We start from the raw sequence: 13,862 nt of genomic DNA, 5'->3' as shown, positions 1-13,862 counted from the left end.
GCGGGCCGATATTCGGGGCATGAGTCTGCCCCCCGGTTTCATGGACGAGCTTCGCAGCCGCACCAGCCTCGCGCAGGTGGTCGGCCGCAAGGTGACGTGGGATCAGCGCAAGTCGAACCAGTCGCGCGGCGATCTCTGGGCGCCATGCCCGTTCCACCACGAAAAGACGCCGAGCTTTCACGTCGATGACCGCAAGGGGTTCTATTACTGCTTCGGCTGTCACGAAAAGGGTGACGCGGTCAACTTCGTCATGGCGACCGAGAATGTCGAGTTCATCGAGGCCGTGCGCATCCTTGCCGACGAGGCCGGGCTCGCCATGCCCGAGCGCGACCCCCGCGCGGCCGAGAAAACCGACCGCCGCGCCCGCTTGATCGAGGTTTGCGAGGCCGCGCTGCGGTTCTTCGGGATGCAGCTTCGCGCGGGCGGGGGGGCGGCGGCGCGCGCCTATTTTTCGGGGCGGGGGCTGGACGACGCGGCCTGCGCGCGCTGGGATCTCGGCTTTGCCCCCGATGGCTGGCGCGGCCTCTACGACCACCTCACGGCCCAGGGCGTGGCCGAGGACCTGATCCTCGCCGCGGGGCTCGCCCGGCGGCCCGAACGGGGCGGCCAGCCCTATGACGTGTTCCGAAACCGCATCGTCTTTCCCATTCGCGATCCGCGCGGGCGTTGCGTGGCCTTCGGCGGGCGGGCGATGGACCCGTCCGACAACGCGAAATACCTCAATTCCCCCGAGACCGAGATCTTCGACAAGGGGCGGATGCTCTACAACCACGCCCCCGCGCGCGAGGCGGCGGGCAAGGGCGCGCCGCTGATCCTGGCCGAGGGCTACATGGACGTCATCGCGCTGTCCGAGGCGGGGTTCGGCGCGACCGTCGCGCCGCTCGGCACGGCGATCACCGAGCCGCAATTGCAGCTCCTGTGGCGCATCCATCCCGAGCCCGCGATCGCGCTCGACGGCGACACGGCTGGCCAGCGGGCGGCGCTGCGGGTGGTCGACCTGGCGCTGCCGCTGCTCGAGGCGGGGCGGTCGCTGCGGTTCTGCCTGATGCCCGCGGGGCAGGACCCCGACGACCTGTTGCGCGCCGGCGGCCCCGCCGCGATGGAAGACGTGCTGGCGGCCTCGCGCCCGATGGTCGATCTGTTGTGGCAGCGGGCGACCGAAGGCCGCGTCTTTGACAGTCCCGAACGCCGCGCCGCGCTCGACGCCGATCTGCGCGCGGTGCTGGGGCGCATCCGCGACGGCGCGGTGAAGCGGCATTACGGCGACGCCTTCAAGGAACTCCGCTGGAAGCTCTTTCGCCCCCGCGGGCCCGACCGGCCCGACGGGCGCGGGCGCGCCGCATGGCGCAAGGGCCCCGAGCCGGGAACCGGCGCGGCGCGCGTGTCCGACCTGGCGCAGGGTGGCGACGTGCAGGCCATCCGCGAGACGGTGGTTCTGGCGCTGATCCTCAAGTTTCCGGCGCTCTTGCCGCGGTTCGAGGCGGCGCTGGCCCGGATCTCCTTCGCCGAGGCCGGGCGCGACCGCGCGATGCAGGCCCTGCTGGCGGTCGCCGCCCCCGAACCCGGTGCCTGCCGCGACGCGGTGGAGCGGGCAATCGGCGTCGCCGCCCTTGAAAAGCTGCTGGCGGCGCGCCATCTGGCGATTCTGCCTGCCTTGCGGGGCGACGATCCCGATCTCGCGGCGCAGTGCCTGGCCGAAGAACTCGCCAAGCTGACCGCGCGCCACGGGGCGGAGCGGGAGCTTGTCGAGGCGCTGGAGGATATCGCGCGCGTTCCCGACGAGGCGCTGACATGGCGTCTGCGCAAGGCGCGCGAGGCCATCGCCGCGGCTGAGCGTGCCGAGTCCGAGGATCGCTCCGAGATCGAGCGCGCGGCAAACGGTGCGCGGCTGAAAAAGGACGAGAAGGACGCGCTCGACGGCCTGTTGCGGCGAATCGGCTTCGGGGGCGAATCATGATGCCGGATGGCCCGGCTTGTATGGGCCATCCCCGGCAAGTTTGTTATGGGTCGGCGAGGCCCGGTTGTGCGAATCACTGATTCGCCGCTGTGATTCGCCGGGGTCCGGGGACAGTCCCGGCGACGAAAGGGGAGTGCCGGATGGCGACCAGGGAAACCACCGAAGATCGCAAGCCCGACGAGTCCGATGGCGAGGTCATGCTCGACATGAGCCAGACCGCCGTCAAGAAGATGATCGGCGAGGCGCGCGAACGGGGCTACATCACCTATGACCAGCTCAACCAGGTGCTGCCGCCCGACCAGGTGAGCTCCGAGCAGATCGAGGACGTGATGTCGATGCTCTCGGAAATGGGCATCAACATCATCGAGGAAGAAGAGGCCGAGGACGGCACCAAGCCCTCGACCGAGATCGCGACCACCTCGGGCTCGCGCGATGTCGCCGTGTCCTCGACCGAGACCGAGAAACTCGACCGCACGGACGACCCGGTGCGCATGTACCTGCGCGAGATGGGGTCGGTCGAACTGCTCAGCCGCGAGGGCGAGATCGCCATCGCCAAGCGGATCGAGGCCGGGCGCAACACGATGATCGCGGGCCTGTGCGAAAGCCCGCTGACCTTTCACGCGATCACGATCTGGCGCGACGAGCTCCTGAACGAAGAGATCCTGCTGCGCGACGTGATCGACCTCGAGACGACCTTCGGGACCCAGATGGGCGAGGGTGACGAGGCGCCGGTGGTCGGCAATCTCGACGCGGCCGCCTCGGCGCCGGCGGGCGGGCAGGCGCGCGGCCATGCCGAGCCCGAGCTCGACGCCGACGGCAACCCCATCGCCAAGAACGACGACGACGAGGACGAGGACGAACAGGCCAACATGAGCCTCGCCGCCATGGAGGCGGCGCTGAAACCGCGCGTGCTCGAGATGCTCGACGTGATCGCGGACGACTATACCCAACTGTCCGAGATGCAGGACCTGCGCATGTCGGCCACCCTCAACGAGGATGGCCGTTTCTCGAAATCCGAAGAGGCCCGCTATCAGAAGCTGCGCGGCGAGATCGTCGTTCTGGTCAAGGAGCTGCACCTCCACAACAACCGGATCGAGGCGCTGATCGACCAGCTTTACGGCATCAACCGCAAGATCATGTCGATCGACAGCGCCATGGTGAAGCTCGCCGACCAGGCCCGCATCAACCGGCGCGAGTTCATCGACGAGTATCGCGGCGCCGAGCTCGATCCCACCTGGATCGAGCGGATGTCCGAGAAATCGGGCCGCGGCTGGCAAAGCCTGCTGGAGCGGTCGCGCGACAAGCTCGAGGAGCTGCGCGGCGAGATGGCGACCGTCGGCCAGTATGTCGGCGTCGACATCTCGGAATTCCGCCGCATCGTGCAGCAGGTCCAGAAGGGCGAGAAAGAGGCGCGTCAGGCCAAGAAGGAGATGGTCGAGGCGAATCTGAGGCTCGTCATCTCGATTGCCAAGAAATACACCAACCGCGGCCTGCAATTCCTTGATCTCATTCAAGAAGGCAATATCGGCCTGATGAAGGCCGTCGACAAGTTCGAGTATCGCCGCGGCTACAAGTTCTCGACCTACGCGACATGGTGGATCCGGCAGGCGATCACCCGCTCCATCGCCGACCAGGCGCGCACGATCCGCATCCCCGTCCACATGATCGAGACGATCAACAAGCTGGTGCGCACGGGCCGCCAGATGCTGCACGAGATCGGGCGCGAACCGACCCCCGAGGAACTGGCCGAAAAGCTCCAGATGCCGCTCGAAAAGGTCCGCAAGGTGATGAAGATCGCCAAGGAGCCGATCTCGCTCGAGACCCCCATCGGCGACGAGGAGGACAGCCAGCTCGGCGATTTCATCGAGGACAAGAACGCGGTCCTGCCGCTCGATTCGGCCATTCAGGAGAACCTGAAGGAGACGACGACCCGCGTTCTGGCCTCGCTCACCCCGCGCGAGGAACGCGTTCTGCGGATGCGGTTCGGCATCGGGATGAACACCGATCACACGCTCGAAGAGGTCGGCCAGCAGTTCAGCGTCACCCGCGAACGCATCCGCCAGATCGAGGCCAAGGCCCTGCGCAAGCTCAAGCATCCCTCGCGCTCGCGCAAGCTGCGGTCGTTTCTCGACCAGTAAAGTATGGGGTCCGGGCCGCGCGCCCGGACCCGGTTCGCCACACCGTTAAGGTGTCGTTCAGCCTGTCGGGCGAGCGTGCTTGACAGGATGGATCAAAAGGCGAACGTTCGGGGCGATCCGATTTCGCTGGAACCGCCCCGATGCCCGACATGCCCGTGACCCTGCCAGATGCGATCCTTGTGGGCGCGATCCTCGCCCTTTGCATCGCGCTTGTCGCCCTGTGGCGGCGGGGGGCAGGGATGCAGGCCCGTTGCGACGGGCTTATAGCCGATATCGCCGTGAGAGAGGCGCGGCTGCGAGACGCCGCCACCCGGTCCGAGGCGGATCGGGACCGGATCGCGCGTCTCGATCGCGACACCGCCGGGTTGTCGGCCGATCTGCGCGGGCTCGAGGCGCGGCTGAAGGATGCCGCCGCCGAACGCGACCGCGCCGCCCGCGAGGCGGCCGAGGCCCGCACCCGCGTCGAAGACGCGCTGGCCACCGCCCGCAAGCGGAACGACGATCTCGGCCGCGAGAACGAGGGGCTCAAACGCGACATGGCCGCGCGCGCGCAGGCCCACGAGAAAGAGGTCGCGTTGCTCAAGGAGTTGCGCGAGGACATGACCGGCCGCTTTGCCGCGCTGGCCGACGAATTGCTCAAGACCAACGGCGAGACCTTCGGGAAAACCAATCGCGAACGGATGGAGGCGCTGCTTGCCCCGATGCGCGAGCAGGTCGACCATTTCCAGCGCGAATTGCGCGAGGCGCATACCCACGCCGCCAAGGACCGCGAGCGCCTCAAGACCGAGATCGAACAGCTCTCGCGCCGCTCGGAACAGGTCAGCCAGGAGGCGGTCGCCCTGACCCGCGCGCTCAAGGGCGAAAAGCAGAAACAGGGGGCCTGGGGCGAAATGGTGCTCGAACGGCTTCTCGAGGATTCGGGCCTCACGCGCGGGCGCGAATACGAGACGCAGTTCCACGTCGCGGATCCCGATGGCGGACGGCGCCGGCCCGACGTGGTCGTGCGCCTGCCCGCGGGCAAATGCGTGGTGATCGACGCCAAGGTGTCGCTGGTGGCCTACGAGGCCGCCGTGAACGCGCCCGACGAAGACGAGCGTTCGCGCCAGTTACGCGCCCATGTCGCTGCCGTCCGCGCGCATATCGACGCACTGGCCGCGCGCGATTATGCCGCGATGGTCGACGGATCCGTCGATTACGTCCTGATGTTCATGCCGGTCGAGGGCGCGCTGGCCGCGGCGCTGGAACTGCAGGGCGACCTGACCGCCTATGCCATTGCGAAACGTGTCGGCATCGCCACGCCCACGACCCTGATGATGGCCCTGCGCACCATCCAGCATGTCTGGGCCGTCGAGAATCGGCAGCGTAACGCCGAGGAAATCGCGCGGCGTGCGGGCCACCTGCACGACAAGATGGCCGGCGTGATCGAGGCTTTCGACAAGGTGGGCACCCATCTCGGCCGCGCGCAGGAAGAGCATACCAAGGCGCTCGACCGGATGGCGCGGGGATCGGGCAACGTGTTGGGGCAGTTCGACAAGCTCCGCCGCCTCGGTGCCCGCACCAACAAGGAAATGGCCGTGGGCTTCGACCCCGAGGATGACGATGCGGAGGATGGCGACGATGACACCCCGCCCCGCGCCATCCCCGCCCGCACCGAGGCCGCCGAATGACCCGGCCCGCTTCGCCGGCCCTCCGGCGGGCGGCCCCCGCGATCAGGTGCGGTTCGCCTGGTTCCGGTCGGCCGTCGTCCCAGGCCCGGTCGGCTTGCCGTTATCGTCGTCATCGGGCGGGGTCGGGGCCGCGCGCACCGGCGCCTTTCGCGGCATGGGCGTATTCGTCGCCTGTTCGGGGTCGTTCGTGGTGCCGCGCGTATGCGCCGGGTGGTCGTCGTCTCTGTCGTGATTGGACATTCGCTCTCTCCTTGGGGATCACGGAACGAAACGCACACCCGCGCCCTTTCGATCCACGTTCAACGGAGATCCCCCATGCGCCCGATCCGCGTCGCCGCCGCCTTCGCCGCCCTGATCTCGACCGCGCTCCCGGCCCAGGCCTGGACCGCGCGCAACGGAATGGCGGTCGAACCGCTTTCCCCGTCGAGCTTTTCCGTCGCCTGGACGGGCCGGGCCGGGGCCCGGAATTTCTGGTGCGCGGCCGGGGATTACGTGACCCGCAACCTGACCCTGCCGCCCGCCACCAAGATCTATCGCTATTCCCCCCCGATCCGCCAAAGCGGGGAGGGCATCGTTTTCGGCCTCGATCCGGCGCGGGCCACGGCGACCGGGCTGATCCGGCTTCAGGGCGGGCTCGGCGTGACCGCTGCCCATGCGCGACTTCTTTGCGAGCGGCCGCAGGATGATTGACGAGATCCGCGTGACGACCCGCGGCCCCGGATTTTACGAGATCACCGACCGCGTCGCGGCGTCGGTTCCCCCGCGCGACGGCGTGCTTACCCTGTTCGTGCGGCACACGTCCTGTTCGCTCGTCATTCAGGAAAACGCCGACCCGGATGTGCAGCGGGACCTGATGGGATGGATCGACCGGCTGGTGCCACGCGCGGATGAGCCCGACATGCGCTGGGTGCGCCACCGCGCCGAAGGGCCCGACGACATGCCCGCCCATATCAAGGCCGCGCACCTTCCGGTCAGCCTGTCGATCCCGGTCGATGGCGGCCGGATGTGCCTCGGTACATGGCAGGGCATCTATCTATGGGAACATCGCGACGCGCCCCATGATCGCCGCATCGCCCTTGCCTTTCCCTGATGCCGCAGGCGCGTCTGCCTAGTTTTGCGGCATGAGAAAGACCTCGCGGATGGCCGCACGCTCGGGCGCGGTCAGCGCGTGCATGACGGCATCGGCGACGTCCTCGGGTTTGAGCTTGTCGGGCTGGCCTTCGTCGAAGAACGGCGTGTCGACCATTCCGGGCGCGATCACGGTACACCGCCCGCCCCATTCGCGCATCTCCTCGGCAAGGTTGCCGGCATAGCCGTGGACGAACCACTTGGTCGCGCCATAGATCGAGCCGGCGATATGGCGCCGTCCCGCCGCCGATCCGGTCAGCACCATCGTCCCGCGCGTCTTTTTCAGCTCGGGCAAGCTGGCGCGCACGGTCCAGAGCAGCCCCGTCACGTTCAGCGCGACCATGCCCGCGATGTCGTCCGCATCCCCCTCGACGATCCCCGGCCTGGCCATGCCGCGCCCGGCATTGGCAAAGGCCGCGTCGAGCCCGCCGAATTTCTCGACCGCCCGCGCCACGGCCTGCTGCTGCGCGGCGAGGTCCGTCGCATCGCCGGGCAGCGCGAGGGCCTGCGCGCCGATCTCGTCGGCCAAGGCGCGCAGCTTGTCCTCGGACCGCGCGAAAAGCGCCACGTTCCAGCCTGCGGCGGCGGCATGGCGCGCGGTTTCGGCGCCGATTCCCGACGATGCCCCGGTGATGAAAAGCGTTTTCGTCATGCGACTCAGTCCTTTCGATGATTGAGACCTCGGAACGTGGTCGCTTTGCATCGGTTCTCAAGCCCCGTATCTAGCGCGGGGGATTGCGCCCTACCCAATCGGCGGGGGGCGGCCTATGGTGATAGCGGTCGGAGGCCCGGCCGAGCCGAGGGAGGGTTCATGCGCTGCCCGTTTTGCCTGAACCAGGATACGCAGGTTAAGGATTCGCGTCCGGCCGAGGAAAACGTCGCCATTCGCCGGCGCCGTCTTTGCCCGGCCTGCGGCGGCCGGTTCACCACCTACGAAAGGGTGCAGCTTCGCGATCTCGTCGTGGTCAAGACCAGCGGCCGGCGCGAGGATTTCGACCGCGACAAGCTCGAGCGGTCGATCCGCATCGCTCTTCAGAAACGCCCGATCGAGCCCGAGCGGATGGAGCAGATGATCTCGGGCATCGTGCGTCGCCTCGAGAGCATGGGCGAGACCGACATCTCCTCCAAGCTGATCGGCGAGATCGTCATGGAAAGCCTCGCCCGGATCGACACCGTGGCCTATGTGAGATTTGCGAGTGTTTACAAGAACTTCCAGGCCGCGGACGATTTCGACCGCTTCGTGAGCGAATTGCGGCCCCTGGCCAAGCCCGAGGGGTGAGCGGCCAAGACGATGCGCGCCACATGGCCCATGCGCTGGCGCTTGGCCGTCGCGGGCTTGGGCGCGTCTGGCCCAATCCGGCCGTGGGCTGCGTCATTGTTCACGATGGCCGGATAATCGGGCGCGGCTGGACGGCCGATGGTGGCCGGCCCCATGCCGAGACCCGCGCCCTGCAGCAGGCCGGTGCCGCCGCGCGTGGCGCGACAGCCCATGTCACGCTCGAGCCCTGCGCGCATCACGGCCGCACGCCGCCCTGCGCCGAGGCACTGATCCGGGCGGGCGTCGCGCGGGTCGTCACCGCGCTCGAGGATCCGGATCCGCGCGTGTCGGGCAAGGGGCACGCGATGCTGCGCGCCGCGGGTGTCGAGGTCGCGACCGGCTGCGGCGCCGCGATCGCGCGGCGTGATCAGGCGGGGTTCTTGTCGCGCGTGACCCGAGGCCGCCCGATGCTGACGCTCAAGCTGGCCGCGACCCTGGACGGGCGCATCGCCACGGCCAGCGGGGAATCGCGCTGGATCACCGGACCGGCCGCGCGGATGCGGGTGCACGCGATGCGCGCGAGCCATGATGCGGTGCTGGTCGGCGGTGGAACGGCGCGCGCCGACGATCCGGCGCTGACCCTGCGCGGTTTCGGCGATGCGCCCCAACCCGTGAGGGTGGTGGCCGCGCGCAAGCTCGACCTCGATCCCCAAGGGCGGCTCGGCACGGGTGTGGCCCCGACCTGGCTCTGCCACGGCGCGGAGGCACCCGCGGACCGCCGCGCGGCCTGGGCCGCGAAAGGCGCGCGGCTTATCGAACTGCCCGTGCGCGGCGGGCAGCTCGACCCGGTGGCGATGCTCGAGGCGCTGGGCGCGGCCGGGCTGACGCGCGTCCTGTGCGAGGGCGGCGCCTCGTTTGCCGCCGCCTTGATCCAGGCCGATCTCGTCGATCGGCTCGCGCTGTTCTCGGCCGGCATCGCGATGGGGGCCGAGGGGTTGCCGGCGTTGGGCGCGCTCGGGCTCGGGCGCCTCGCCGATGCGCCCCGTTTCCGCCTTGCCTCGGTCGAGCAGGTGGGGCCCGATACGCTCAGCCAATGGGACCGCGCCTGATCGGCTCAGCCGCGCCGCCATAGATGCGCCTGGCCCGCAAACGCGCCTTGCAGCTTGGCCAACGCGCGGTTGCCCGGGCCGGGCCGGGGCAGGGGGCCGTGCCCCAGCCGCCGCGCCACGACCTCGACCGGGCAGGGCAGGCCCGTCACCGGATCGCGGTAGCGCGGATAGCCGATCAGCGCGGCATGGGCGAGACCTTCGAGCGTCGGGCCGGGGCCGCGACGCGGAGGCGCGGGCATCAGGTCGCGGGTCAGGCCCCAGCCGGCATAGAACGGCATCCCGAGGCATGTGACCGGGACACCGCGCAAAAGCGCCTCGAACCCTAGCGCCGAGGTCATCGTCCATACCTCCTGCACCTGTGCAAGCAGCGCCGCGGGGTCGGCTTGGGTGGCGACGATATCGGCCGCCCCCGCCGTGATCTTGCCGGGGCGCAGGCCCGCCTCGACATCCGGGTGAGGCTTGTAGATCAGCACCGCGTCGGGGTTCGCCTCGCGCGCGGCGTTTAGAAGCGCGGCGTTCGTGGCCACCGCTCCGCATCCCAGGCGGATCGATGCGTCGTCCTCGACCTGCCCGGGAACGAGGATGCGCCGCCCCGTCGGCAAAGGGGGCAGTGCGCCACGAATGTTGTATTTCGTCAAGTTTTGCGCGATCAAATAGGCAATCAGCCGTCGCCCACGTTCGATTTCGTCAATCGGTAGATCGGGGCTTTGCGCGATCAGCGTTTCGAGATCGCTTGGCGCGGCGGGGTCGTAATAGATGCCGGTCGCGTCGCGAACGAGCGAAAGCGGCGGCACCAGGTCCGCGCCCAACCCGCGTGACCGCAGAAACCCGTCCTCGACGCGAAAGACCCACGGCGCAGAGAGGTCGCCCGCCGCCTTGCCCGCCCAGACCAGAACGGGACGGTCGAGATCGGCGGCAAGCCGCGCCGCCGCCCCCGTATCGGCAAAGCGCAAAGGGCGCACGCCGCCAAAGAAGGCCTGCATCGGGCGCCGTTTCCACAGGCGCATCCCGCAGGCGACATAGCCGTGCCGATCCTCGCGCCAGGCACGGGCCTGCGCCTCGAGCGTGTCGATCACCTCCTCGAGCGCGCAAAGCCGGTCCTCGAACGGATCGTACCAGGTCGGATGCTCGATCAGCGCGGCGGCGACGAGTTGGGCGCGGGTGAGTCGCCTTTCGCGCCGCGCCACGGGCGTTTCGTCCTGCGTCAGGCCCCAGCCCGCATAAAAGGGCTGTCCGAAAATGCGCGGTCGATGCCCCGCCAGGATCGCCTCGAACCCCATCTGCGACGAGACGGCATAGACCGCGACCGCCCCTTCGAGCAGCGCCCAGGGGCTTGCGGGCGCGTCGAAAAAGATCGTTCGGGGATCCAGATCGCTTGCGCTTAAATGCCCGGCGCGATGGCCTCCGGCGGTCTCGGGATGGGTCTTGATGACGATGCGCGCGCCGGGGTTCTCGATCCGGGCAAAGGCAAGCATTTCGCGAAACCGATCCGCGTCGGCATTGCTCAGCCGAACCGACGCATCCCCCCGCGTCTGGTCGATCACCAGAACATAGCCCGGTTCGGGCATGCCGAGATCGGGCAGGACGGCGGCGTATTTCGTCAGGTGCAGGCGGCGGATCCGGTCGATGGCCGTGCGCGCGCGGTCGAGAATCGCCGTGTCGTCCAACGGATCGCGGGCCAGCATCCGCTCGAGCGTCGAGGGCCTCCGCGGGTCGTAATGCGCGCCGCCCGTGGTGTCGATCATCACCCCCAGCGGCGCCTCGCCCGCCCGGCCGGGATGCAGAGACCGCAGGAACGCATCCTCGATCCGTACCAGCGGCGCACCGCTTTGCCGCGCCACCCGCTCGCCCCGCCATGCGGTCGGCGCGTGGCCCCAGACACCCACGGCATCGCCGTCGCGGGGCCAGCCGGTGCGGATCTGCCAGCCGACAAGCTGCAGGATGCGCCGGATGCGACGACGCGCGAACCCGCCGTTATAGACCCGCAGCCGCCCCGGCGCGGTCGCCGTCACTGCCCGGCCGAGGCCAGCCCGCCCGCCGCGCCGGTGAACCCGGTCAGCGCCGAGAGCGTTTTCTGCCACTGAACGTAAGGCGCCTCGGTCACATAGACGGTGTCGCCATCGCGGATCGCGAAATCGCGCGCCTCGAACATGCCATTGGGGCGCGTCAGATCGAGCACATAAACCATGCGCTGCGCCCCGGTGAGGTCGGTGCGGCCCAGCACCTGCTCGGCGATCTCTTCGGGTTCGTTGCGGAAAACGAACACCCCCGTCGGGTCGGCAAGCACCGATGACAGCCCGCCCACCAACGCGATCGCCTCGATGGCCGAGATCGTCTGCCGGTCGAAGGGCACGAGCTGTTGCGCCCCGGTCGCGCCCAGCGCGGTGAACGACCGTTCATCCTGCTCGACGAGGATCTTGTCGCCGTCGCGCAGGGCGATGTCATAGCGGGGGTGCGAATAGAGATCCTCGAACCAGATCTTGCCGTTCTGCCCGCCGCGCGACACGGTGATCTGCGCCACGTCCTGCGGAATGGCGAGGCCCCCGGCGCGGGCCAGCATCGCCGAAAGCGTACGCGTCGGCCGCTCGATCGGATAGACGCCCTGTCCGCCGACGCCGCCCACGACCGACACCGTCGCGCCGTCGCCCGCGAGCCTGCGGACCAGCACCTGCGGGTCGGGGGTCTGGCTGCCCAGCCGGTCCGCGATCAGCCGCCGCACCGCCTCGGGCGAATTGCCCGCCGCGCGGATACGCCCGGCATAGGGCACGAAGATGAAGCCCGCACCGTCGACCTGCACCTCTTCCAGGGTGGTGGCGGGCGCGCCTTCGGGGACGAGCAGCCCGTCCTCGACATTCTCGTAGATCGTCAGCCCCAGCGTGTCGCCGGGCCGGATCGTGTCGGGCCCCAGCACGCCCGCATTCAGAAAGCTACGCGAGAACCCCAGCGTCGGAAAGATCGAGGTCGCGCGGGTGACGCGCGAATTGACCGAAACGATGAAGGCATCGCCCTGGTTCTGCACCGAGCCCGCAAAGATCTCGCGCTTGTTCGGGCCAACCCGCGGCAGGCCGCAGGCGCTGACCGTGGCGGCCACGGCCAGGATCGCGAGGCCCAGCGCCCAGCGCGATTTTTGGATGTTCACTGCCCGGTCTCCTCGACCTTGTTGCCTGCCGTTTCTTGGTTTTCTTTTGACGCTAGAGCCTGCATCGCGAAAAATCCAGTCTGGCGGGCAGGTTCGGGTCAGTTGATGGCATGAAGCTGTTGCCGTGGCGCCGCGGTTCCCAGTTCGAGCGCGCGATAGGGATCGTCGGGGGCGAGCATCATGTCGACCACCTGCCGCAGCAACTGGCGTCGACCGGGCGCCGAGTAAAAGCTGCCGGCGATCTGGCTCGTCTCGAGGAGATAGTGGCGATAATCGCGATAGGCCCGGCCGTCGGGGCGGGTCGGGGCGCGAAAGAACTCGGGCAGGGGCTGGGTCGAGACGAATTGCGGCTTGGCATAGACCGCGCGGCCGAACACCTTGAGCGGCAGGCCCCGCCACAGAACCTGCTGCGCGGCGGTGGAGTTCACCGTGACGGCCGACCGCGCCTGGTTGAGGATCTGCGCAAGCTTGCCGCCGCGAACGTAATGGACGCGGTCGGCCACCCCGTGGCTGCGCGCGAGCGCCCGGATCTGGCGGCGCTGGTCGCCGCGCCCATCCTCGAGCGGATGCGCCTTGAAGACGAGATGATGATGCCCCGGCGCGCCGCGGGCAAAGCCCTCGACCACGAGCGACAGGAACTCCGCCCCCGTGGCGAACCCGGAATGGTGCTGGAAATTGCTGTCATGTTCGAGCTGGAGCAGCGCCAGATGGTAAGGAAAGCCCCCGTTGGTGATGCGGCGCGTCGCGATCTTGCGGTCGATCCAATGGGCGGGCATCAGAAGCAGGCGTTTGAGATACAGCAGGAATTCCTCGCGCACGGTCTGCGCGCGGTGCGGGCGGAAATTGCGGAACCGCCCGTTCCCCAGCAGCACGAACGCATGGTAAAGCGCGCCGTAAAAGACGTGCTGGCGCATGTCGCCCCAATGCGCGGGCGCCACCGGCAGCTCGGCCTCCGCCCGGCGGAGCGCCTGCTGCATCCGGTCCACCCCGATCTCCATCAGGTCGGAATTCCCGTTGGAGCCGCCGCGTTCGTAGGTGACCCAATAGGGGCGGAGGTAGCCCTCTTCGAAGACATGGATACGCAGTCCCCTGGCCCGCGCGATCTCGACCGCGCGGGCATGGATGGGCCGCGTGTCGCCGTAGAGCACCAGGTCGGTGATGCCGAGCCTGTCGACAAGGCTCGAGAACCCGCGCGGCCAGGCATCGGCGGGCCCGTCATAGGGGATGAAGCTGTCTTTGCCGGGCCAGAACACCCGGTCGCCGCGGTTGAACCCCACCCGCCAGCACCGTGCGCCCGCGCGGCGCAGCATGGCGCCCAGCCGGGCGAAGAAAGGCCCGTGCGGCCCCTGGAGGAACAGGAAATGGCGGTCGGTCGTCGTCATCTGGTCGCCCGTCTGGCATCGCGCCGCTATCATTGCCCGGAAATCCGGCGATTCTTTGGCGTATTCCCGCGCCCGGTCTTGCCC

At 68.8% G+C, this 13,862-nt stretch carries 12 protein-coding genes; 7 read left to right on the top strand and 5 right to left on the bottom strand.

Going from position 1 to position 13,862, the window contains the following annotated elements; genetic code table 11:
• The first annotated feature begins 19 nt into the window (after positions 1-19).
• The 3 genes from dnaG to E2L08_RS01710 all read left to right on the top strand — a co-directional run bounded on the left by dnaG (position 20) and on the right by E2L08_RS01710 (position 5,762).
• Positions 20-1,957, top strand: a complete 1,938-nt coding sequence (dnaG, locus tag E2L08_RS01720; RefSeq protein ID WP_133395307.1) for a DNA primase — start codon at positions 20-22, stop codon at positions 1,955-1,957.
• Positions 1,958-2,097: 140 nt separating this feature from the next.
• On the top strand, positions 2,098-4,095 hold the full coding sequence (rpoD, locus tag E2L08_RS01715) for an RNA polymerase sigma factor RpoD (RefSeq protein WP_133395306.1): 1,998 nt from the start codon (positions 2,098-2,100) through the stop codon (positions 4,093-4,095).
• Positions 4,096-4,235: 140 nt separating this feature from the next.
• The gene (locus E2L08_RS01710) at positions 4,236-5,762 is read left to right on the top strand and encodes a DNA recombination protein RmuC (protein WP_133395305.1); all 1,527 of its coding nucleotides are present in this window, start codon (positions 4,236-4,238) and stop codon (positions 5,760-5,762) included.
• Between the two features lie 42 nt (positions 5,763-5,804).
• Here the strand turns inward: E2L08_RS01710 and E2L08_RS01705 are convergent, their stop codons facing one another.
• Entirely contained in the window at positions 5,805-6,002 is a 198-nt protein-coding gene (locus E2L08_RS01705) for a hypothetical protein (protein WP_133395304.1), read from the bottom strand.
• 75 nt (positions 6,003-6,077) lie between these two features.
• Between E2L08_RS01705 and E2L08_RS01700 the strand changes: the two genes are divergently transcribed.
• Complete coding sequence (locus E2L08_RS01700) at positions 6,078-6,452, top strand: hypothetical protein (protein WP_133395303.1); 375 nt, start codon at positions 6,078-6,080, stop codon at positions 6,450-6,452.
• Complete coding sequence (locus E2L08_RS01695) at positions 6,445-6,852, top strand: secondary thiamine-phosphate synthase enzyme YjbQ (RefSeq protein WP_133395302.1); 408 nt, start codon at positions 6,445-6,447, stop codon at positions 6,850-6,852. The genes E2L08_RS01700 and E2L08_RS01695 overlap by 8 nt, the downstream gene beginning before the upstream one ends.
• A gap of 18 nt (positions 6,853-6,870) precedes the next feature.
• Here E2L08_RS01695 and E2L08_RS01690 read toward each other — a convergent pair whose 3' ends face one another.
• Positions 6,871-7,542: an SDR family oxidoreductase gene (locus E2L08_RS01690; protein ID WP_133395301.1), complete on the bottom strand. Its 672-nt coding sequence runs from the start codon at positions 7,540-7,542 to the stop codon at positions 6,871-6,873.
• Positions 7,543-7,701: 159 nt separating this feature from the next.
• On the opposite strand from E2L08_RS01690, the gene nrdR reads away from it, so the two are divergent.
• A complete protein-coding gene (gene nrdR, locus E2L08_RS01685; RefSeq protein ID WP_133395300.1) occupies positions 7,702-8,169 on the top strand; it encodes a transcriptional regulator NrdR in 468 nt (155 codons plus the stop codon).
• A complete protein-coding gene (ribD, locus tag E2L08_RS01680) occupies positions 8,166-9,257 on the top strand; it encodes a bifunctional diaminohydroxyphosphoribosylaminopyrimidine deaminase/5-amino-6-(5-phosphoribosylamino)uracil reductase RibD (RefSeq protein WP_240757936.1) in 1,092 nt (363 codons plus the stop codon). The genes nrdR and ribD overlap by 4 nt, the downstream gene beginning before the upstream one ends.
• 5 nt (positions 9,258-9,262) lie before the next feature.
• Here the strand turns inward: ribD and E2L08_RS01675 are convergent, their stop codons facing one another.
• The 3 genes from E2L08_RS01675 to E2L08_RS01665 form a co-directional block, all read right to left on the bottom strand.
• Positions 9,263-11,269 (bottom strand): capsule polysaccharide biogenesis protein, encoded by a 2,007-nt coding sequence (locus E2L08_RS01675; protein WP_240757934.1) that lies wholly within the window; start codon positions 11,267-11,269, stop codon positions 9,263-9,265.
• Positions 11,266-12,396 carry a polysaccharide biosynthesis/export family protein gene (locus E2L08_RS01670; RefSeq protein ID WP_133395298.1) on the bottom strand — a complete coding sequence of 377 codons (1,131 nt, stop codon included), beginning with the start codon at positions 12,394-12,396 and terminating at the stop codon, positions 11,266-11,268. The genes E2L08_RS01675 and E2L08_RS01670 overlap by 4 nt, the downstream gene beginning before the upstream one ends.
• Positions 12,397-12,494: 98 nt before the next feature.
• Entirely contained in the window at positions 12,495-13,778 is a 1,284-nt protein-coding gene (locus E2L08_RS01665; RefSeq protein WP_133395297.1) for a capsule polysaccharide biogenesis protein, read from the bottom strand.
• Positions 13,779-13,862 lie beyond the last annotated feature (84 nt).

Source organism: Palleronia sediminis, assembly GCF_004358695.1.
Classification (GTDB): domain Bacteria; phylum Pseudomonadota; class Alphaproteobacteria; order Rhodobacterales; family Rhodobacteraceae; genus Palleronia; species Palleronia sediminis.
Note: the sequence above shows the minus strand (reverse complement) of the source record. Positions and strands in the feature narration are given on the sequence as shown.

Excerpts from the sequence above, each read along its gene's own strand:
- dnaG (WP_133395307.1), top strand. The coding sequence starts at position 20 with ATGAGTCTGCCCCCCGGTTTCATGGACGAGCTTCGCAGCCGCACCAGC.
- rpoD (WP_133395306.1), top strand. The coding sequence starts at position 2,098 with ATGGCGACCAGGGAAACCACCGAAGATCGCAAGCCCGACGAGTCCGAT.
- E2L08_RS01710 (WP_133395305.1), top strand. The coding sequence starts at position 4,236 with ATGCCCGACATGCCCGTGACCCTGCCAGATGCGATCCTTGTGGGCGCG.
- E2L08_RS01705 (WP_133395304.1), bottom strand. The coding sequence starts at position 6,002 with ATGTCCAATCACGACAGAGACGACGACCACCCGGCGCATACGCGCGGC.
- E2L08_RS01700 (WP_133395303.1), top strand. The coding sequence starts at position 6,078 with ATGCGCCCGATCCGCGTCGCCGCCGCCTTCGCCGCCCTGATCTCGACC.
- E2L08_RS01695 (WP_133395302.1), top strand. The coding sequence starts at position 6,445 with ATGATTGACGAGATCCGCGTGACGACCCGCGGCCCCGGATTTTACGAG.
- E2L08_RS01690 (WP_133395301.1), bottom strand. The coding sequence starts at position 7,542 with ATGACGAAAACGCTTTTCATCACCGGGGCATCGTCGGGAATCGGCGCC.
- nrdR (WP_133395300.1), top strand. The coding sequence starts at position 7,702 with ATGCGCTGCCCGTTTTGCCTGAACCAGGATACGCAGGTTAAGGATTCG.
- E2L08_RS01665 (WP_133395297.1), bottom strand. The coding sequence starts at position 13,778 with ATGACGACGACCGACCGCCATTTCCTGTTCCTCCAGGGGCCGCACGGG.